Source organism: Micromonospora sp. LA-10, assembly GCF_051853095.1.
Taxonomy (GTDB): domain Bacteria; phylum Actinomycetota; class Actinomycetes; order Mycobacteriales; family Micromonosporaceae; genus Micromonospora; species Micromonospora echinospora_A.
In genome coordinates, this window is record NZ_CP195710.1 from 6,250,032 (window position 1) to 6,270,118 (window position 20,087).

Sequence of the window (20,087 nt, forward strand, 5' to 3'; positions counted from 1 at the left end):
CGATCTGACATCACCATGGAACGACCGGCAAATCCACGCCTGCTCGGCATCGACTTCGGCGGCACCAAGATGGCCATCGGCGTGGGCGACGCCGACGGCCGGCTGCTCGTCTCCGAGCGCCTGCCCACGAACGCCGAGCAGGGCGCGCAGCAGGCCCTCACCCGGGCGCTGGACCGGGCCCGCGAACTCGCCGAGCAGACCGGCGGCACGATCGTCGCGGCCGGCATCGCCTCGCCCGGCGTGGTCCACGACGACGGCATCGAGCTGGCGCCGAACGTGCCCGGCTGGGAGCAGCTGCGCCTGGCCGACGCGGTCCGCGCCCACCTGGGCGTGGCGCACGTGCGGGTCACGAACGACCTGAAGGCCGCCGCCTACGCCGAGCTGCGGCTCGGGGCGCTGCGCGACGCCGATCCGGGACTCGTCGTCGGGCTCGGGACCGGGGTGGCGGCGGCGGTCACCGTCAACGGCGAGGTGCTGCCGGGCCGCCACGGCGCGTCCGGCGAGATCGCGTACGGGCTGACCGACAACAGCTGGCCGCCCCGGTTGGAGCCGATGCTGGAGGCGACGTTCTCCGGCCGGGCCCTGGACGAGCTGGCGCAGCGGCTGGACGTGGACGGCCGGGCGGCCGGCCTGTGCGCGGCCGCGGAGCAGCCCGGCCCGATCCGTGACCAGCTCCGCCTGCGCGTCGACGAGCTGGCCCGCCAGCTGGTCACGTGCTGCCTGCTGCTCGACCCGCAGCGGATCGTGCTGGTCGGCAGCGTCGCGGGCAACGACCTGGTGCGGGCGATGCTGACCGAACGGCTCACCCGGACGCTGCCGTACCCGCCGGAGATCGTGCTGTCGGACTTCGCGCAGGACGCCGCGCTGCTCGGCTCGCTCGCCATGGCCACCGAGGCCCAGCCCGCTGTGGTCTGAACGGGCCGGACGGCGAGAACGGACCGGGCGGGGCGCGGTGGGGCGCCCCGCCCGGTCCGTTCTCGACTTCGTGGGAGAACCGGCGCCGCACATGCCCTGGACGCGCGCCGGGCCGGGGACCGGCGGCGTCGCACCTGCCGACGGTCCCCGGCCCGGACGTACGGTTCAGCCCGCGGACGCCTCCGCGCGGCGCACCACCTCGGCGGCGGCACGCACCACCGCCCGGTCCAGCAGCCGCCCGTCGGCGTCGGTGGCCACCCCGGAGCCGCCGCGTTCGGCCCGCTCCAGCGCCTCCAGCACGGCCCGCGCCTTGGCCACCTCCGCCTCGGTGGGGGTGAACACCTCGTTGACCGTCGCGATCTGGCCAGGGTGGATGGCGCTGCGGGCCCGGAAGCCCTGTCGCAGCAGCGCCCGGGTGGTCCGTTCCAGCCGCTCCGGGTCACGCAGCGTCGTCTCGACCGGTCCCACCGGCGGGGCGATCCCGGCCGCGGCCGACGCGACGACGATCTGGGAGCGGATCGGCGCGAACTCCGCCCGGTCCGGCCCCGGCTGCATCCCCAGCTCACCGGCGAGGTCCGCCTCGCCGAGGCCGAGCCGCAGCACCCGCGGCGCGGCGGCCACCTGCGGCGCGGTGAGCACGCCCCGGGCGGTCTCGATCAGCGCCACCACCCGGAACGCCGGTGCGTCCGGGCCGAGCCGCCGCTGCACCCGGGTCAGCGCGGCGTCGACCTCCGCGAGCAGCTCCGGCTCGGCCTTCGGCACCCAGACGCCGGCCGCCGCGTCCGAGAGCACCTCGACGTCCGCCTCGACCTGGTCGCTGTTGATCCGCACCCACAGCTCGGGTCCGGACGGGGCGGCGGCGCCCAGGAACCCGGTGACCGTCTGCCGGGCCTGCGCCTTGCGGGCCGGCGTGACCGCGTCCTCCAGGTCGAGCACGAGCGCGTCCGCGCCCCGCCCGGCCGCCTTGTCCAGCAGGTCCGCCCGGTCGCCCGGCACGTACAGGTAACTGCGCGCCACCGCCGCCATCAGTCGTTCCCCCTACCGCTGCGGGCGGGCGACGTAGCGGCCGGACGGCTCGCCCGCGACCTTGCCGTCGACGAGCACGTGCTGCCCGCGGACGAAGGTGTCGGTGACCCGGGCGGTCAGCTCGAAGCCCTCGAACGGCGTGTACTCCTGCGTCGACTCGGAGTCCTCCGCGCGCACCGTCCAGGTCGAGTTCGGGTCGACCAGGCAGATGTCGGCGTCGTAGCCCTGCGCCAGCGCGCCCTTGTTGCGCAGGCCGAAACGCTGCGCCGGGTTCCACGAGGTCAGCTCCGCCACCCGCTGGTACGACAGGCCGCGCCGGTTGCCCTCGGTGATCAGGCCCGGCAGCAGGTACTCGGCGCCGCCGAACCCGGACTTGGCGAGGAAGATGTCGTCGCGCGGCTCGCCGAACTTGACCTCGTCCTTGCAGCAGGCGTGGTCGCTGACCACCCAGTCGATCTTGCCGTCCAGGACGTACCCCCAGAGCGCCTCGACGTCGGCGCGCGGGCGCAGCGGCGGGTTGACCTTGCCGCCCAGGCCGTGCGCGGTGTGGATGTCGGCGACCAGGTGACCGATGGTCACCTCGCGGCGGAAGTCGATGTGCGGGAACGCCCGCGCCATCCGCAGCGCCGCGTCGACCGCCTTCTCCGAGGTCAGGTGCAGCAGGTTGATCTTCGGCAGCCCGGTCTCGTGCGCCAGGTACGACGCGATCGACACGGCCAGTCCCTCGGAGTGCGGCGGCCGCGACGCGTGGTACGCCTCCAGCCCGCGCAGCGTGCCGTCCTGCTCGACCTGCTTGGTGTACGCGCTCATGATCTCGGCGGTCTCGCAGTGCAGCGACAGCGAGATCTCGTCGGCCAGCTCGGGGAAACGCTCCCGGGCCGCCTGGACGCCCCGCATCACGAACTCGAAGTGGGCGTAGTCGTACCGCTCGCCCTCCGGGATCATCAGGAACGAGTTCTGGTCGGCGGACCGGCCGTGCAGGCCGTGGCTGCCGTAGAACATGAAGATCTTGAACGAGGTGACCCCGTGCTCCTCCACCAGCGACGGCACCTCGCCGATGTGCTCGCTCGACATCGGCGCCAGGTGGAAGCCGTAGTCGATGTAGGAGCGGCCCTGCGTCGCGGCCAGGACCTCGGGGAAGAAGTCCGCGTACCGGCCGCCGCGGTTGAGGTAGTACTGCCCGGTGCGCATGTAGTTCAGCGCCGTGGTGACGCCGCCCTGCACCGACGCGCGGCTCTCCGAGACGGCGTCCTCGCTCAGCGGGTTGTAGATGCCCCAGTGCTGGTGGGCGTCGACCACGCCGGGGAAGGCGAGCCGGCCGCCGCCGTCGACGACCTGGGCGGCCCCGGCGGCGTCGATGTGCGGAGCGATCCGGCTGATCCGCCCGTCGGTGACGCCGATGTCCATCAGCTCGGGTTCGGGCCGGTCGTGCCGGACGACGCGGACGTTTGTCAACAGCAGGTCGTAGGTGCTCATGGTGTTGCTCCTCGTGCTCGGGTCAGCGGCGGTTGATCAGGCCCATCAGGCCGTGGACGTCGGGGGCCTGGTCGAGCCGGTGGACCTCGTCGGCGATGCGGGCGGCGGTGGCCTCGGGCAGGGCGGCGGCGTTGGTGCGGAACTTCACCGCCAGTTCGGCGTCGCTCAGCGGACGCTGCGGGCCGCCCCGGTTGGCCAGGACCTCCTGCACCCACTCGCGTCCGTCCCGGGTGACGATCCGCAGGACCGCCGGGAACTGGTGCGGGAAGATCTCGTCGCACCGCTCGTCGGCCACCACGTCGACCCGCGCCATCAGCGCCCGCCGCTGCGGGTCGTGCGCCAGGGCATCGGTGAAGTCGGCCAGCTCCACGCCGAGACCGCCACCGCCGACCAGGCCGGCGGCGACCGCGTACGGGCCGCTGAACTGCGCCTCGTAGCCGGTCTGCGGCGCGCGCTTGCGCTCGATCGGCTGGCCGATGGTCCGCACCGTCGGCGTGGGTACGCCGAGCGTGATCGACTCGATCTCGTCCAGCGGCAGCCCGCGTTCGCGCAGCGCGATCGCCGCGTCGATGGCGGCGTGGGTGAAGTGGTTCGCCGGGTACGGCTTGAAGAAGATGCCGGGAACCGCCCACTCGGAGCCGAGCCCGCGGACGATCTCGTCGCCGTCGAACTCGCCGCGCAGGAACGCCTGGAAGAAGCCGAAGCGCCCCTCCAGCACGGTCGGCGGGCCGGTCACGCCGTGCCGGGCCAGCTGCGCGGCGCTGACCGCCGCGTGCGCCGCCCAGCCGCAGTGGATCCGCTTGACGGTGCCGCCGTTGCGGTTGGACTCGATCAGCCCGGCCGCCATCGAGGCGGACACCCCGAGCGCGTCGAGCGTGCCGCCCGCGTCCAGCTTCAGCAGCCGTGCCGCGGCCACCGCCCCGCCCAGCGTGCCGCAGATCGAGGTGGCGTGCTGGCCGTGCTCGAAGAAGACCGAGTTGCCGGCCGCCGGGTCGTACCCGGCCATGCCGAGCCGTACGCACGCCTCCAGGCCCACCGCGATGGCGGCCACCGTCTCCTGCCCGGAGGCCCCGGACAGCTCGGCGGCGGCGAGCGCGGCCGGCACCACTGTGGCGCTGGGGTGCAGCACCGACGGCAGGTGCGTGTCGTCGTAGTCGAGCGAGTGCGCCAGCACCCCGTTGGCGAACGCGGCCAGCGCGGCCGGGACCTTCTCGTCCACGCCGACGGCGGTGGCCTGGCCACGGCCGCCCTGCTCGGCGACGTAGGCCAGGGCGGCCTGGCTGGTCGGCAGCGGCTGCGCCGCCACACAGAGCCCGAGCACGTCCAGCACGCGGGCCCGGACGCTGGCGACCACCTCGTCGGGCAGCGTCGCGGCGGAGGTGTCGGCGGCGAAGGCGGCCAGGTGCTGGCCCAGGGTCTGCTCAGCCACGGCCGACCACCGCCAGCGGACGCACCGGGGAGCCGGTGGCGCCGTACAGCGGCAGCGGGGCCATGACGAAGGTGAACTCGTGCACCCCGTCGCGGGCCAGTTCCTCCAGCGCCATCGTCTCGATCAGGTAGATGCCGTGCTCCACCAGCAGGATCCGGTGCGCCGGCAGCGTGCTGTGGCCCTTGCCCGGCGGCAGGCACTCGAAGGCGATGGTGTCCGCGCCGGCCGCGTGCACGCCCCGCTGCGCCAGCCAGGTGGCGCCCTCCGCGCCGACACCCGGTACGCCGGAGTCCTTGCCGATGTACTGGTTGCGGTCCGCGTGGTCGAACAGCCGGCCCCAGCCGCTGCGGATGAGCACGACGTCGCCCGCGCCCACCGGCGTGCCCTGCCGGGACACGGTGGCGTCCAGGTCGGCGGGGGTGATCTCGTAGCCGGCCTCGCAGCTCTCCAGGCCCAGGGTGGCGGGCACGTCCAGCAGCACGCCGCGGCGGACCATCGGCGCGACGGTGTGCACGCCCAGCTCGTCGAACCGGCCGCCGACCTGCGCCGCGGCGGCGTCGGCGCCGCCGTGCAGCCGGCCGTCCTGGGACACGTGCGCGAGGGCGTCGACGTGCGTGCCGACGTGCGTGCCCATGACCAGCAGGTCGTTGGCGGCGGAGCCGCCGTCGGCACGCACCATGTCACCGTGGCGGCGCGGCAGGGTGAGCCCGAACGCCGGGTGGTTCGGTGACTGCGGCATGCCGACGGTCAGCCGCCGGCCCAGGTCGTAGATCGTGACGCCGGCCTGCACGGCGTCGAGCAGGCGGTCGGCGGTTCTGGCAGTGGTGCCCACGGGGTTCCTCGCGTTTCGGCTGTCGGCGTCGTCAGGCGACGACGCCACGGGCTTTCAGGTCGGCGATCTCGGCCGGGTCGCAGCCGAGCTCCTCGACGAGCAGGGCGTCGGTGTCGGCGCCGGGGGAGCGGCCGGTGAAGCGGATCCGGCCCGGCGTCTCCGACATCCGCCACATGACGTTGTGCATCCGCATCGCGCCGAGGTCCGGGTCGTCGACCTTGGTGATCATCTCGGTGGCCTGCACGTGCGGGTCCTCGACGATGTCCTTGGCGCTGTAGACCGGGGCCACCGCGGCGCCGGCCTCGGCGAAGGCCGCGGCCACCTCGTCGCGGGTCCGCTCACCGATCCAGGACCCGACGTACTCGTCGAGCAGGTCCGCGTGCGCGACCCGGCCGACGCCGGTGCGGAACCACGGCTCGTCGATCACCTCCGGGTGGCCCACCAGCCGCATGACCCGCTCGGCGATCGCCTGGGCGCTGGTGGAGATGGCGACCCACGAGTCGTCCTTCGTCCGGTAGGTGTTGCGGGGCGCGTTGTTCGTCGACCGGTTGCCCTGCCGGTGCTCCACCACGCCCAGCTGGTCGTAGACGGTGGGACCGGGGCCGACCGCGGTCATGATCGGCTCCAGCAGGCTCATGTCGATGACCTGGCCCCGGCCGCCGGAACGCTCCCGGTGCCACAGCGCCATCATCACCGCGGACGAGGTGGCGATGCCGCAGATGCTGTCGGCCAGCCCGAACGCGGGCAGCGTGGGCGGGCCGTCCGCCGTGCCGGTCAGGTGGGCGAAGCCGCTCATCGCCTCGGCCAGCGTGCCGAACCCGGCACGGGAGGCGTACGGGCCGGTCTGCCCGAAACCGGTGATCCGGGCGATCACCAGGCCGGGGTTGACCCGGTGCAGCTCCTCCGGGCCGATGCCCCAGCGCTCCAGCGTGCCCGGGCGGAAGTTCTCCACCAGCACGTCGGCCCGCTCGGCCAGCCGCAGCAGCAGCGCCGCGCCGTCCGGCGCGGACAGGTTCAGCCCGACCAGCCGCTTGTTGCGGGAGATCTCCTTCCACCACAGGGGATGGCCGTCCTTGGTCTTGCCGTGGCCGCGCATGCTGTCACCCATGGTCGGGTGCTCGATCTTCACCACGTCGGCGCCGTAGTCGCCGAGGATCTGACAGCACAGCGGTCCGGCGAGGATCGTCGAGACGTCCAGCACGCGCAGGCCCGTCAGCGGTCCGTCACTCACCTGTTCCACCTCCCCAGTTCTGTTCCTGACCCGTTCGGCCGGCGGCGCGCTGCGCCAGCGGCCGGAAACCCAGTTCGGCGGATATCTCCGCCGCCGCCGCGGCGACGAGCGCGCCGTGCGCGGCGCACACCTCCGGAGTGAACCGGTTCTGCGGCCCGCACAGCGAGATCGAGCCGAACACCTGCCCGGTCGCGTAGCGCACCGGCGCGGCCACGCTGCCCGCGCCGTTCTGCCGCTCGCCCATGCTCACCGCGTACCCCAGGCGGCGGACCCGGCCCAGCTCGGACCGCAGCTTCGCGGTGGAGGTGATGGTGGCCGACGTGACCGCGTCCAGCGGGTGATGGTCGAGGTAGTCCTCGACCTCCGAGTCCGGCAGCGCCGCGAGGATCGCCTTCGACGACGACCCGGAGTGCAGGACGTGGCTGGTGCCCAGCGACACCGACATGCGTACCTCGTGCGGCGAGAGCACCTGGTCGATGTAGACGCGGGTCCAGCCCTGCCGCACCGACAGCGTCGCGGTCTCGCCGCTGTCGCGCACCAGCCGGACCAGGTACCGGCGTGCGATGTCCGGCACGTCCAGCGCGCGCAGCGCGGCGAGTCCCACCGCCAGCGCGCCGCTGCCCAGCCGGTACCGCTTGGTCTCCTCGTTGAAGGTGAGGAAGCTGTCGGCCACCAGTTCCTTGAGGATCCGGTGCGCGACCGCCTTGGGCAGTCCCAGCTCCCGCGCGATCGTCGACACGCCGAGGGTCTCCGGGGCCCGTTCGGCGATGATGTTGACGATGTCGAGGGCGCGCCCGAGGCCGGAGCGGGTGCGTCCGGCGGCGGCGCTCTCGACAACCGCTGTGGTGATCATCTTATCTCCTCCACTGTCGACGTTGGGCGGGACGGCCGGGCGTCAGGCGGGCGCCACGGGCGTCTTCCCGGGTGGCAGGCCGTCCGCCTGCCGGGGTCGCTCCCGCGCGATGACCAGCGCCACCGAGGCGAGCACCACGGCGCCGGCGAGCACCTGGCGTCCGGACAACGATTCATCCAGCACCATCATGCCGAGCAGAACCGCCACCACCGGGTTGACGTACGCGTAGGTGGACGCCAGCTGGATCGGCGCGTTGCGCAGCAGCCACGTGTAGACGCTGAAGCCGACCACCGTGCACACCAGCATCAGGTAGGTCCACGCCAGCCAGGACCGGCCCGTCACGTCGCCCGGGCGGAACCGTCCCAGCTCACCGCTGACCACGCTGGCCACCGCCACCGCGACACCGCCCACGAGCATCTGCCAGCCGGTGCCGACCAGGTGGTCCGCCGGCATGCGCAGCCGCTGCGACAGCGTCGAGCCCAGCGCCCACACCATCGTGGAGAGCACCACCAGCAGCATCCCGCCGAGGTGCCATCCCTGCGTGGGCACCGAGAACAGCAGCGCCAGCCCGACCACGCCGCCGAGCACGCCCACGACCGCCAGCGGGGACGGCCGCGGACCCACCACCAGCCGCAGCACCAGCACCCACAGCGGCATGCCGGCCACCAGCAGCGAGGTCAGACCCGTCGCCACGTACTGCTGGCCCAGCGCGAGCAGCGCGCTGCCCGCGCCGACCATCAGCAGCCCGCTGGCCCCCACCCCGGTCCACTGCCGCCGGGGCAGCAGCAGTCCCGCCGGCCCCCGCCACAGCGCCGCCACCGCGAACAGGATCAGCGCCGCGGCCAGGAACCGGGCCGAGGTGGCCACCAGCGGCGGAATGCTGTCCAGGGCCACCCGGTTGCCCAGGTAGGTCGAGCCCCAGATCAGGTAGACCGCGCCGAGCCCGACGGCCAGGGCCATCGGGCCGGCGGGCCGCGGCGGATCCGCCGGGTGGCGGACCGCCGCGGGCCGGGTCAGGTCAGCGGTGTCCATCGACCCGGATCGCCACCGCGGTGTTGCCCCGCAGGGCGTTCGAGTACGGACACATCCGGTCGGCCAGCTCCACCGCGCGCTCCAGGTCGGCCTGCGGGCACTGCGGCGCGGACACGTCCAGCACCACGGCGATCGCGTACCGGCCGTCGTCGGTCTGCCCGAGGGAGACCGAGGCGGTGACAGTCGTCGGACCGGGCCGTACGCCGGCCTGGCGGGCGGCGACGGCGAGCGCGCTGTCGAAGCAGGCCGCGTAGCCGGCGGCGAACAGCTCCTCCGGGTCGGTGCCGGGCGCGTCCGGGCCCCGCTCGGCGGGACGGGTCAGATCGACCCGCAGCGACCCGGTCAGCGACCGGGCGCTGCCGCCCCGGCCGCCGGACACCTCGACCTTCGCGGTGTAGACCGTGTTCGCCGGTACGACCTTCGCCTCGGACGCCGGGGTGCCGACGCTCATGCCGCCACCTCCCGCCCCAGGTCGGCGTGCACCTGCGCGGCGACCGCGTCGGCGAACGCCTCCGGCTGCTCGTCGGCCACGAAGTCGGTGCCGCCGGGGATGGTGACCAGCTCGGCGCTGGGCAGCGCGGCCCGCACCTGCGGCGTCATCCGGTCCAGCAGGTCGTCGCCGCCGTGCAGCAGCACGATGGGCAGCGCGTCCAGGGCGGCCGTGTCGACGTGGTGGTCGAACACCGCCCGGTACGCGGTGGCGTAGTCCGGACCGGTCAGCAGGTACTCGGTGACCTGGCGGTTCGCCTCCTCCGGGGTCAGCGCCGGGTACAGGCCGTACACCCGGTCCCAGATGACCTTCAGGTGCCCGCCGTCGCGGTCCGGCACGTAGCCGGGCGCGTACGACCGCTTCTTCTCCGCCCGCTCCTGCTCGTCGTAGAGCGGGATGCCCTGCAGGATCAGCCGGTGCACCCGCTCCGGCGCCGACATCAGCGCCTGGGCGCCGACGATCGCGCCGGTGTGCTGCCCGAGCAGGTGCACCCGGGACAGCCCGAGGGCGTCGGCGAACTGCCACACCCCGGCCGCGTACTCCGGGATGGACCACGGGCGCGGCGGCGCGTCGGACATGCCGAAGCCCGGCGTGTCCGGGGCGATCACCCGCAGGCCGCGGCGGGCCAGCGGCTCGATCACCGCGTCGTAGGTGGCCGAGGAGAGCGGGGACTGGTGCAGGATCAGCAGCACCGGGGCGTCGGCGTCGCCGCCGTGCCGGTAGTGCACCTGACCCCACGGCAGGTCGACGTAGGCGCGGCGGGCCACGCCGCGGGCCCGGGTCATTCGGCCACCGCCAGCGCCGCCATGACCTCGATGACGTGCTTGATGCCGGCCTTGTAGTCGTCGAGCCGGATGTTCTCGTTCGGGCCGTCCACGCCGGAGTCGGCCCGGGAGACGCCGACGCCCACGATGGGCCGGTCGGCGATCACACCCTGGTTGCCGATCCACTGCGTGTACGGCTCGATGACGGGCTCGGTCCCGTACACCCGGCGGGCCGCGTCCGCGACGAGCGCGACGAACGGGTCCCGGTGGTCGGTGAGGTTGGGCCGGCTGGTCGCCATCACCTCGATGCGCAGGTCACCGAAGCCGGTCGCGGCCAGGTGGTCGCGCACGCAACCGAGGACGCGCTCCGGGTCCTGGCCCGGCACCAGCCGGATCTCCAGCTTCGCCGAGGCGGTCGACGGGATGCCCAGCGTCACGTCGTCACGCATGTCGCCACCGGCGATACCGGCCACCGTCAGCGTCGGCACGGTCCGGATGGCCACGGCCGCGGCCTGGTCGTCCAGGTCGCCGGTGAACCGCTCGACCTGGGCCCGCTTGCGCAGGAAGTCCCCGTCGAACGCCACCTTCTCCAGCAGCGCCCGCTCCTCGTCCGTCGGCGGCCGGGCGTCGTCGGCGAAGCCGGGGATCGTCACGGTGCCGTCGGGCCGCTGCAGCTGCGCCAGGGCGGCGGCCAGGCGCGCCGTGGCGGCCGGCAGCAGCGCGGTGTTCTGGCTGGTCAGGTCACGCGGCAGGGTCTGCGCGGTGAGCCGCAGGTAGAGCACGCCCTTCTCGGCGAGCTTGAGCAGCAGCCGGTCCTCGCCGTCGAGCCAGGAGTTCTCCCACAGCGCCGCGTCGCTGGCGAGACGGTCGGCGTGCGCCTGCACGAACGAGCCCAGGCCCGGGCTGTGCAGCCACTTCTTGCCCTCGAAGATGATCCGGTTGGTCACCGGCGGGGTGAGCCCCGCCAGCTTCCAGGCCGCCGCCGCGTGGATGCGGGACATGATGACGCCCTTGTCGTCGGCCACGCCCCGGGCGTAGAGCCGGCCGTCGTGGATCTCCGCCGCGTACGGCGGGCTGATCCATTCGGCGTCGTCACCGGCGGGCTCGACCTCCACGTCGTAGTGCGTGAAGTGCAGCAGCGCCTTGTCGCCCTCGCCGGCCACCTCGGCCAGCACGTACGGGTACGACTGCTCCCACGGGATGATCTCGGCCTCGCCGCCCCAGCGGCGGACCGATCCGGCGATGAACTCGGCGGTGGCCTCCATCTGCTCCGGCTCCTGACGGCGGCTGCGGATGCGGCACAGCTGCTGGAGCTCCTCGACGAACTCGTCGAAGTGGGCGTCGACGGCCGCCAGCGCGGCCGCGGTATCCGGTTTGGGCATGGTGGTCCTCACAGAAGGGGTCGGACAGGGGAAGTCAGTGGATGGTGACGCCGCCGTCGACGAAGATCGTCTGGCCGGTGGTCATGGCGGCGGCGTCGCTCAGCAGGTAGGCGACCGCGTTGGCGACGTCCTGCGGCTGCGCCATCCGGCCCAGCGGAATGCTCGCCATCTTGTCCGCGAGGTACGCCTCGTCGCCACGGACGTCGGAGGTCATGTCGGTGGGCACGATGGTCGGTCCGACGGCGTTGACCCGGATCCGGTCGGGCGCCCACTCCAGGGCCAGCACGCGCGCCATGTGCATCACGCCGGCCTTGCTCACGCAGTAGCCGAGCGTGTTCAGCACCGCGATGTGCCCGTTCGTGGAGCCGAGGTTCACCACCGCGCCGCCTGTCTGGCGCAGCGCCGGGTACGCGGCCTGGCACATCCGGAACGTGCCGGTGAGGTTGACGTCCAGGACGTCGGTGAAGTCCTGCTCGGACATGGTGGCCGCCGGTCCGCGCCGGACGATTCCGGCGTTGTTGACCAGCAGGTCCAGGCGGCCGTGCCGGTCCAGGACCTCGTCGACCAGAGCGGCGCAGGAGCCGGCCGACCGGATGTCCACCCGGTGCCGGGTGTGCGCGCCGCCGGACAGCTCGGCCTCGGCCCAGTCGTCGAGCAGGTCGGCCTGGGCCACAGTGGCCCCGCGGTCGGCGAGCGTCGCCGCGATGCGGGCTCCGATGCCACGGGCCGCCCCGGTCACCACCGCCACCCGGCCGTCGAACCGGTTCGGATCGCTGTTCATGTCTTGTGTCCTGCCTTTCCGGTCCGGCCACCGGCCGGGCGGGCGTGCCGCACGCCCGACCGGTGCCCCCAACACGTGACGGCGGTCCCGTCAACTGCCGTCACGCGCCGATCACCTTCGTGTCCTCGGCCCAGAAGGCCAGCCGCTTCTGCAGCAGCCGGATCACGAAGTGCGCCACCAGACCCATCACCGACAGCACCACAAGCACGGCGAACATGCCGGCGATGTCGAAGTTGTAGTTCGTCTGCAGCAGCAGGTAGCCCAGACCCTCCTTGGCGCCGATGAACTCGCCGACCACCGCGCCGAGGATGGCGAAGACGATGCCGATGTCCAGGCCGGCGAAGATGAACGGCAGCGCGCTGGGCAGCCGCACCATCCGGAAGATCTGCGTCTTGCTCGCGCCGAACACCGTCAGCATCTGGATCTTGTCGGCGTCGGCCGCGCGCAGACCCTCGATGACGTTCACCAGCATCGGGAAGAACGAGATCACCGCGGCCATGACCACCTTGCTGGTCAGGCCGAAACCGAACCAGACCACGAACAGCGGGGCCAGGGCGACCTTCGGCACGGTCTGGAAGGCCACGATGTACGGCATCAGCGTGGCTTCGACGATCTTGATCTGGGAGATGAACGTGCCGAGCACCAGAGCGGCGCCGACACCGATCACGAACCCGAGCAGCGCCTCCTGCGTGGTCACCCAGAAGTGACCCCAGAACTGGTCGTCGCCGAGCTGCTGCCACAGCGACTCGACCACGCTCGACGGCAGCGGCAGGACGTACTCGTCCACGCCGAGGAGCTGGACGCCGTACTCCCAGGCCAGCACGACCACGACGAAGACCGTCGGGACCAGCCAGAGCTGGGGCTTCTCCCGCAGGTCGAACTTGCGCCGGGCGGGCCGGGCGGACGGCGCCGGTGGCTGGGCCGGCTTGCGGACCAGGTTGCTTGTTGCCATGGCTGTCCCTCGTCAGTCGATTACGCCGGCGGCGTTGAAGTGTCGGCGGATCCGTTCCACGTAGACCCCGGCCCGGTCGGACGACATGATGCCGAGCTCCCGCGGCCGCTCCAGGTCGATGTCCATGACCTCCGCGATGCGGCCCGGCCGGGGGCTGAGCACGACCACCCGGTCGGAGAGGAAGACCGCCTCCGGGATGGAGTGCGTGACCAGCACGATCGTCTGGTTGCTCTCCTGCCAGATGCGCAGCAGCTCCACGTTCATGTACTCGCGGGTCATCGCGTCGAGCGCGCCGAACGGCTCGTCCATCAGCAGCACCGCCGGGTCGTGCACGAGCGCGCGGCAGATGCCGGCCCGCTGCTGCATGCCGCCGCTGAGCTCGTGCGGGTACTTCTGCTCGAAGCCGTTGAGACCGACCATCTCGAGCAGTTGCTGCGCGCGTTCCCGGTGCCGGCGGGGATCCAGTCGCTGGATCTCCGCCGGCACCATCACGTTGTCGAAGATGGTGCGCCAGGGCAGCAGCGTCGGTGCCTGGAACACCATCCCGACCTCGGGAAGGGGCTTCGTCACGTCCCGCCCGGCGATCCTTACCGCGCCGCCGGTCTTCGGGCTGAGCCCGGCGAGGATCTTCAGCAAAGTGGTCTTGCCGCACCCGGACGGTCCCACGACCGAGATGAACTCGCCGCGACGTACCGTCAGGTTGATGTCGCTCAGCGCCAGGGTCGGTGCCGACTTTCGGGGCCGGTATTCCTTGTCCAGCCCGTCGATCTCGATCCAGGAGTCTTCCGACACCGATGCCGGAGCCTGCGTCTGCGCCCGGCGGGCCGTCGCCTTGGTGGCCATCGAAATCCCTTCCGCTTTCCGCTGCCTAGGCGGTGTAGTTCGCGGCCTTGCTCAGCACCGCGGCCTTGTCGAAGTTGTTCGCGCCGGAGAGCAGGCTCGGGTCCCAGAGCTTCTTCAGGTCGACGTCACCGGAGATCTGGCCGGCCTCCTTGGTGTACGCCTGGGTCTTCGCCCACTCGTCGTCGCTGATCGCGCCCCAGTCGGCGAACTGCTCCGGCTCGCCGCTGGCCGGCGTGGCCGTCTTCAGCCACGCGACGAGGCTCTCGGTGTCCGCCTTGAGCCGCTCGTCGGCGGACTTGCCGGCGAGGATCTGCGGGAAGACCTTGTAGCCGATCTTCATGGCGGCCTCGGGGTTCTTGGCCGAGAAGAGCATCGCCTTGTACGCCGCGCGCAGGAACCGCTCGTACGAGTCCTTCTTGGCGTCGAAGTCACGGGCGCCGACGCTGAAGGTCAGCGACCGGATGCCGGTGAACACGTCCGGGTTGGTCAGGTACTTCAGCTCGGTGCCGGCGTTCTCGATGACCGCGTACGCCTGGGTGTAGAGCGCCAGCATGTCGACCTTGCCGTCGTTGAGTGCGGCGGCGGCCTGGGCGCCGACGCCCACCGGCAGCAGCTCGACGTCCTTGGTCGGGTCCAGCCCGGCCGCCTTGACGTAGGCGCGGGCGTACGGGGCCGAACCGGAGGCCAGGCTGATCACGCCGATCTTCTTGCCGCGCAGGTCCGCGCCGCCGGTGATCGGGGAGTTCGGCTTGACGGCCATCACCCACGGCCAGTTCTGCACCAGGCCGCCGACGGCCTTGACCGGCACGTTCTTCTCCGCCGCGCCGAGCACCGAGCCGGCGTCGGCCGGGGTGATGTCGCCGCTGCCGGAGGCGACCGCCTGGAGGGCGGCGACCGAGCCGTCGGTGTTGATCGTGTCGACGGTCAGCTTCTCCTCGGCGAAGTAGCCGAGTTCCTTGGCGACCGCGTAGACGGCCACCTCCTCCTTCGGGCCGATGACGGCCGAGGCGATGGCCATGGTCAGCTTCGCCTCCTTGCCCTCGCCGCCGCCGGCTTCGTCGTCGGAGCCGCCGCCGCAGGCGGAGAGAACCAGCGTGGCGGCCAGAGCCGCCGGGAGCAGTGCCCACTTCCGTTTCATATGCACACACCTCGTCGTGAGTCGGGGGAGACCACCTCCGCCGCCGTGGCGGCGGAGGTGGGGAATCAGGCGTCGCGGAGCGACGCGACCGTTGCCATCAGGCGTCGCGGAGCGACGCGACCAGTGCCAGGTCGTTGTAGACGTGCTGCTCGACGATCTGCGCGCCGTCGAGCACGAACACATCCGCGTAGCGGATGCCGTCGAACGGCGTGCCGTCGAGCCACTCTCCGTACAGCCGCCCGAGCGAGGTCACAGTGACCCGCCCGTCGTCGTCACCCACCAGGTAGCGGTCCCGGTGCTTGCGGACCCACCGGTAGGTCCCGGTCGACGCGGCCGCCATCTCCCGCAGCGAGGAGTACTCCCGGCCGCCCGGGAAGACCAGCCGGGCCTGCGGTGCGAGGAAGTCCCCGGCCTCGTCGAGCCGGCGGTCCTCGCACAGCTGCAGGTACCGGTCGATCAGGCCGGGCGCGTCCGGTGCGCTCATCAGCCGGTCTTCTCGCTCAGCGCCGCCTCCCACTGGTCCCGCAGCGGGTGCTCCGCGGGGCCGTGCTCGGTGAGGATGCGCATCAGGCGGGCCAGCAGCGCGTCCCGGTCCCGGTCGAGGACCCGCTGCTCCTCCTCGGTGGAGACGAACCCGTCGACGGCGCCCTCGGTCAGCGCGCCGGAACGGGTCAGCAGCGTCTCGACCACACGTACCCGCTGCCGGGTCACGTGCAGCTCGGTGGAGAGCTGCAGCACCAGGTCGAGCAGCTTGCCGACCTTGGGGTCTCCGAAGTAGTCGAACTCGGTGCTCATCACGCCTCCGGCTTGGTCGCGGCCAGTACGGCCCAGGGGAAGTGCCATTCGGGACGGTCGCCCCAGCCCTGCGGCTGGACGCCGTTGCGGCGCTCGTCGAACGGGGTCCACGAGACGTCGGTCAGGCCCGCCTCGGCGCAGACCTCGATCAGGTCGGAGCCGAACAGGTCGTGGAAGAACGGCTCGTTGTTGCGCTCGGCGTGCTCGTAGACGGTGGCGTCGCGCAGCGGGTCGCCGGTGAGCATGAACTCCAGGAAGCGCAGCGAGCCGCCCGGCTTGAGCAGGCGGGCCGCCTCCGCGATCGTTTCCCGGATCGCGGTGGACGGCATTTCGTGCAGCACCATCGTGCCGGTGACCACGTCGCAGCTGCCCGACTCGATGCCGGTGGCCCGGCCGTCGGCCTGCCGGTAGTCGATCGCCAGTCCGGTCGCCTCGGCCTCGGCGTGGGCCAGCCGCAGACCCGGCGCGGCCAGGTCCACGCCGATCACCTGCGCGGTCGGGTACTTGGCGGGCAGCGGCCGGGTGCTCTTGCCGAAGCCGCATCCGATGTCGACGATCCGGGTCACCGCGGGCAGCTCGGGCAGGGCGGTCTTGGCGAACAGCGTGTGGAACTTGTAGCCGTCGTTGTCGCGCAGCATGACGATGCGCGCCCCGAACTCGTACACGTAGGCCGACATGTCGTCGGAGAAGAAGCTGCCGGGCTGGATGTGGATGTCGTAGTCGGTGTACCAGTCGGGCAGTTCCAGGTCGGGGTTCAGCTCCAGCGAGCCCTTCGGCTGCTCGGGCACCGACGTCAGCTGGTCGGTCAGCTCCTCGCGGCGGCTGAGCACCGCGTCGCCGGCGATCTTCCACAGCATCTTCTGCTGCACCCGCTCCAGGTGGCTGAACCACGGGTAGAGCGGAAGCCCGCGCAGCACCTGGCTCGCGTCGGTGATCGTGGCGGCCGCCGCGCCGGTGGCGCCGTACTCCTCGCGCAGCGCCGGGTAGACGGTGTCCGCCCAGCGCTTGCGCAGGCCGAGGACGAAGTCCACGGCGGAACGCTCATCCAGGGTGAGGCGCTCCTCGATGTCCAGCATGCTTGTCTCCTCTTCAGGTGGGGGAGGACCGGTCCGCGGCGGGCCGCGACCGGGATGGACGGGTCAGTGGGCGTACCGCACGCGATCTGCGGACGCGGTGTCGTAGCTGCCGAGGAACGCACCCGCCATGCGTCCCTCGTAGACGGCTTCGAAGGCCGTGCGGGGGGCGTTCGCGTCGCCGACGACGTGGATCCGGGGGCCGTCGGGCAGCGCGTCGAGCTGCCGGTACAACTCGTCGGCGGCCTGCGCCGAGCCGGCGTCGACGACAGTGGTGACGTCCTCGACGAGGGTGTCGGCGCCGGCGAGCGGGCCGCCCAGGGCGACCGCGTCGGCGCCGGCCGGGCGCGCCGTGCGCATCGGGTGCACCGCGATCCCCAGGTCCGCGAAGCGCTTGAGCAGCGCCAGCCGCGAGTACGTGGTGATCTTGGCGCTCACCGAGGAGGTGGGGGAGACGAGGTGGACGCGGGCGCCGCGCCGGGCCAGCCCTTCGGCCACCGAGGCGGCGGCCCAGGTGCCCTCGTCGTCGAGCACGACGACAGCGCCGGTGGGGCGGAAGCCGGGGTCGGTCAGGGCGTCGACGGCCTGCCAGATGTCGATCACCGGCGGGCCGCCGGGCAGCTCCCGCCGGGTGGGCCGGGAGCCGGTGGCCAGGACGACGTCCTGGTACCCGCCGGCCACCACGTCCTCGACGCCGATCCGGTGGTCCAGGCGTACCGGGATGCCCGCGGCCTCGACGTCGCGGGCCAGGTCGCGGGTGAGCAGGCCGAGCCGTTCCCGTCCGGGTACCCGCGCGGCCAGCTCCACCTGCCCGCCGAGGTGCCCGCGCGCCTCGACCACCGACACCTGGTGCCCGGCCCGGTGGGCGGAGAGGGCGGCCTCCAGGCCGGCCGGACCGCCGCCGACGACGAGGACCTTCCGCGCGCCGGACGGCCCGGGCAGCTCCGGCCAGGCCTGCGCCCATTCCCGCTCGGCGCCGACCTCCGGGTTGACCACGCAGGAGATCGGCAGGCTGGTCTCCAGCCGGCCGATGCAGCCCTGGTTGCAGGCGAGGCAGGCGCGCACCTCGTGCTGGCGGCCCTGCTCGGCCTTGCGGACCAGGTGTGGGTCGGCGATGTGCGGGCGGGCCAGGCCGACCAGGTCGGCCTCGCCCGCGGCGACGAGCTCGGCGGCCTCCGGCAGGCTGTCCAGCCGGCACACCGCCAGCACCGGCAGGTCGGGGAACTCCTGCTTGAACAGCGCCGCGTGGTGCCGGAACGGGGCGTGGCCGAAGCTCATGTCCGCCATCTGCGTCGCCAGCGACCAGCTGCCGTGGTAGGCGGAGTGGCTGACGTGCACGTAGGCGAGCGGGAAGTCGGCGCGCAGCTTTCCGACGATCTCCAGCACCGCGGCCGGGTCGAGGCCGCCGGGCAGGAATTCGTCGGCGCTGACCCGCAGGCCGACGGGCATGTCCGGCGCGGCGGCCAGCACTGCGGTGAGCACCTCGCGGGTCAGTCGCATCCGGTTTTCGAGGCTGCCGCCGTACGCGTCGTCGCGGGTGTTGGTGTGCGGCGAGAGGAACTGCTGCAGCAGGTGGCCGTGGCCGGCGTGCACCTCCAGGCCGTCGAAGCCGGCCTCGCGCATCCGGCGTGCGGCGGCGGCGAACGCCTCGACGACGACGGCGATGTCCCGGCGTCCCATCGCGTGCGGCACGTGCGAGCCGGCCGCCCACGGTACCGGCGACGAGGACCAGGCGGCGGTGCGGGTCGCGTCCCCGTTCGCCTGCCGGCCGGCGTGCATGATCTGGGCGAAGATGCGCGCGCCGTGCTCGTGCACGGCTTCGGTCACCGCCGCGTACGCCGGGATCGACGAGTCGTCGAAGCTGCCGAGGCTGATGCTGCGGCCCGCGCTCGTGGGGTGCACGCGGATCGCCTCGGTGATGATCAGGCCGACGCCGCCACGGGCTCGTTCCGCGTGGTAGGCGACGTGGCGCCCGGTGGGCACGTTGTTCAGTCCGAAGTTGGTGGTGTGCCCGGGGACGAAGACCCGGTTCCGCAACGTGAGACGACCGAGCCGGGTGGGCGAGAGGAGGGCGAGAAGCTTGTCGTCAGGCATGTCCGGGCTTCCTGTTCGGGCCGCGCTCGGCTGGGCCGAGGGCGTTCGGATGAACCGTACGCCGTTCGATTGAGTGGAACGGTAGGGGTGACGCCGGTCTCCGTCAACAGGCTACTGATCGGTAACTTAATGCATCTGCACCGCCTCTGACCTGCTGTTCCACTAGGCGGAACGCAGGCGGGCAAGGTTCGTCGATTCGTGGCTCGATCGTTCGGGTGGCCGGACCCGATGACAGTGCCGCCGCCCGGCTACCGGGCGGCGGTCGCGTCGATCGTTCGGTCGGCCGGACCCGCACCGTCCGGTTCGGAGGGACAGCCGCCGGCGGGCGGCCGGGCGCGCGCGACGGCGGTCAGAGCCGCGGTCGCGGAGCGGGACGGGGGGTGCGGGTCAGGCCGCGGCGGTGCGCACGTACGGCGTGAGCAGCTCGCGGGCGAGGCCGGTGGCCGCCGGAAGGTCGAGGCCGTTCTCGATCATGCGACTGAGGGCGTAGACGATCGACTGGATGACCTCGGCCATCCGGTTCGGGTCGCTCGCCCCGTGCTCGGCGAGAGCGGCGCGCAGCGGTGCCTCGAGACTGTCGTGCAGAAGCCGGCTGGAGGTTGCCAGCACCTCGCTGTTGCCCACGGTCGCCATCGCCCGGGCCAGCGCGTGGTCGCCCCGGGCAACCAGTTGCAGGTTGGCCTCGACGTACGCCAGGATCCTCGACCCCGGCGTGCGGGCCTCGGCCATCTGGTTCTCGACGAAGGCCGACCACCGGGGAAAGGTGTCGGCGACGAGCACGTCGAACATGTCGGTGCGCGACTTGAAGTAGGAGTACGCGCTGGACCGGGCCAGGCCGGCGTGCCGCGCCACGTCGGCGAGGCTGGGGATCTGGTCCGGGTCCTGCGACAGCAGGGCGCGGGCGGCGTCGAGCAGCGCCGCCCGCTGGGCGGCCCGGTGCTCGGCGACGGTTGAGGCCTGGATCTTCGGCACGCCAACCTC

General features: G+C 72.6%; 20 protein-coding genes. 1 reads left to right on the plus strand and 19 read right to left on the minus strand.

What is annotated here, in order from left to right; all coding sequences use genetic code 11:
- Positions 1 to 15 precede the first annotated feature (15 nt).
- A complete protein-coding gene (locus ACSDG8_RS29005; RefSeq protein ID WP_210892204.1) occupies positions 16 to 915 on the plus strand; it encodes an ROK family protein in 900 nt (299 codons plus the stop codon).
- Positions 916 to 1,080: 165 nt separating this feature from the next.
- Here the strand turns inward: ACSDG8_RS29005 and ACSDG8_RS29010 are convergent, their stop codons facing one another.
- The 19 genes from ACSDG8_RS29010 to ACSDG8_RS29100 all read right to left on the minus strand — a co-directional run bounded on the left by ACSDG8_RS29010 (position 1,081) and on the right by ACSDG8_RS29100 (position 20,078).
- Positions 1,081 to 1,941 carry an HpcH/HpaI aldolase/citrate lyase family protein gene (locus ACSDG8_RS29010; protein ID WP_210892206.1) on the minus strand — a complete coding sequence of 287 codons (861 nt, stop codon included), beginning with the start codon at positions 1,939 to 1,941 and terminating at the stop codon, positions 1,081 to 1,083.
- A 12-nt stretch (positions 1,942 to 1,953) separates the two neighbouring features.
- Positions 1,954 to 3,417, minus strand: a complete 1,464-nt coding sequence (locus tag ACSDG8_RS29015) for a dihydroorotase (protein WP_210892208.1) — start codon at positions 3,415 to 3,417, stop codon at positions 1,954 to 1,956.
- Positions 3,418 to 3,439: 22 nt separating this feature from the next.
- On the minus strand, positions 3,440 to 4,846 hold the full coding sequence (locus ACSDG8_RS29020; RefSeq protein ID WP_210892210.1) for an MmgE/PrpD family protein: 1,407 nt from the start codon (positions 4,844 to 4,846) through the stop codon (positions 3,440 to 3,442).
- A complete protein-coding gene (locus tag ACSDG8_RS29025) occupies positions 4,839 to 5,678 on the minus strand; it encodes a cyclase family protein (protein ID WP_210892212.1) in 840 nt (279 codons plus the stop codon). The genes ACSDG8_RS29020 and ACSDG8_RS29025 overlap by 8 nt, the downstream gene beginning before the upstream one ends.
- A gap of 31 nt (positions 5,679 to 5,709) precedes the next feature.
- On the minus strand, positions 5,710 to 6,909 hold the full coding sequence (locus ACSDG8_RS29030) for a CaiB/BaiF CoA transferase family protein (protein ID WP_210892214.1): 1,200 nt from the start codon (positions 6,907 to 6,909) through the stop codon (positions 5,710 to 5,712).
- Positions 6,902 to 7,762 (minus strand): IclR family transcriptional regulator, encoded by an 861-nt coding sequence (locus ACSDG8_RS29035; protein ID WP_210892215.1) that lies wholly within the window; start codon positions 7,760 to 7,762, stop codon positions 6,902 to 6,904. The genes ACSDG8_RS29030 and ACSDG8_RS29035 overlap by 8 nt, the downstream gene beginning before the upstream one ends.
- A 42-nt stretch (positions 7,763 to 7,804) precedes the next feature.
- Positions 7,805 to 8,794 (minus strand): EamA family transporter, encoded by a 990-nt coding sequence (locus ACSDG8_RS29040; RefSeq protein ID WP_210892217.1) that lies wholly within the window; start codon positions 8,792 to 8,794, stop codon positions 7,805 to 7,807.
- A complete protein-coding gene (locus tag ACSDG8_RS29045; RefSeq protein WP_210892219.1) occupies positions 8,781 to 9,245 on the minus strand; it encodes an Ohr family peroxiredoxin in 465 nt (154 codons plus the stop codon). Before ACSDG8_RS29045 ends, ACSDG8_RS29040 begins: the two co-directional genes overlap by 14 nt.
- On the minus strand, positions 9,242 to 10,069 hold the full coding sequence (locus tag ACSDG8_RS29050; RefSeq protein ID WP_210892221.1) for an alpha/beta fold hydrolase: 828 nt from the start codon (positions 10,067 to 10,069) through the stop codon (positions 9,242 to 9,244). The genes ACSDG8_RS29045 and ACSDG8_RS29050 overlap by 4 nt, the downstream gene beginning before the upstream one ends.
- On the minus strand, positions 10,066 to 11,430 hold the full coding sequence (locus ACSDG8_RS29055; protein WP_030499076.1) for a M20/M25/M40 family metallo-hydrolase: 1,365 nt from the start codon (positions 11,428 to 11,430) through the stop codon (positions 10,066 to 10,068). The genes ACSDG8_RS29050 and ACSDG8_RS29055 overlap by 4 nt, the downstream gene beginning before the upstream one ends.
- Positions 11,431 to 11,464: 34 nt before the next feature.
- A complete protein-coding gene (locus ACSDG8_RS29060) occupies positions 11,465 to 12,211 on the minus strand; it encodes an SDR family NAD(P)-dependent oxidoreductase (protein ID WP_210892223.1) in 747 nt (248 codons plus the stop codon).
- Between the two features lie 100 nt (positions 12,212 to 12,311).
- Positions 12,312 to 13,163, minus strand: coding sequence for an ABC transporter permease (locus tag ACSDG8_RS29065; RefSeq protein WP_184686489.1), 852 nt, complete (start codon positions 13,161 to 13,163; stop codon positions 12,312 to 12,314).
- Positions 13,164 to 13,175: 12 nt separating this feature from the next.
- A complete protein-coding gene (locus tag ACSDG8_RS29070) occupies positions 13,176 to 14,006 on the minus strand; it encodes an ABC transporter ATP-binding protein (RefSeq protein ID WP_210892225.1) in 831 nt (276 codons plus the stop codon).
- Positions 14,007 to 14,031: 25 nt separating this feature from the next.
- Positions 14,032 to 15,144 carry an ABC transporter substrate-binding protein gene (locus ACSDG8_RS29075; RefSeq protein WP_210892228.1) on the minus strand — a complete coding sequence of 371 codons (1,113 nt, stop codon included), beginning with the start codon at positions 15,142 to 15,144 and terminating at the stop codon, positions 14,032 to 14,034.
- Positions 15,145 to 15,241: 97 nt separating this feature from the next.
- A complete protein-coding gene (locus tag ACSDG8_RS29080; protein ID WP_439427427.1) occupies positions 15,242 to 15,628 on the minus strand; it encodes a hypothetical protein in 387 nt (128 codons plus the stop codon).
- Positions 15,628 to 15,939, minus strand: coding sequence for a hypothetical protein (locus ACSDG8_RS29085; protein WP_210892232.1), 312 nt, complete (start codon positions 15,937 to 15,939; stop codon positions 15,628 to 15,630). Before ACSDG8_RS29085 ends, ACSDG8_RS29080 begins: the two co-directional genes overlap by 1 nt.
- Complete coding sequence (locus tag ACSDG8_RS29090) at positions 15,939 to 17,015, minus strand: class I SAM-dependent methyltransferase (protein WP_439427428.1); 1,077 nt, start codon at positions 17,013 to 17,015, stop codon at positions 15,939 to 15,941. The genes ACSDG8_RS29085 and ACSDG8_RS29090 overlap by 1 nt, the downstream gene beginning before the upstream one ends.
- Before the next feature lie 63 nt (positions 17,016 to 17,078).
- Positions 17,079 to 19,106 carry an FAD-dependent oxidoreductase gene (locus ACSDG8_RS29095; protein ID WP_439427429.1) on the minus strand — a complete coding sequence of 676 codons (2,028 nt, stop codon included), beginning with the start codon at positions 19,104 to 19,106 and terminating at the stop codon, positions 17,079 to 17,081.
- A gap of 387 nt (positions 19,107 to 19,493) precedes the next feature.
- Positions 19,494 to 20,078 (minus strand): TetR/AcrR family transcriptional regulator, encoded by a 585-nt coding sequence (locus ACSDG8_RS29100; protein WP_210892237.1) that lies wholly within the window; start codon positions 20,076 to 20,078, stop codon positions 19,494 to 19,496.
- Between the last annotated feature and the right edge of the window lie 9 nt (positions 20,079 to 20,087).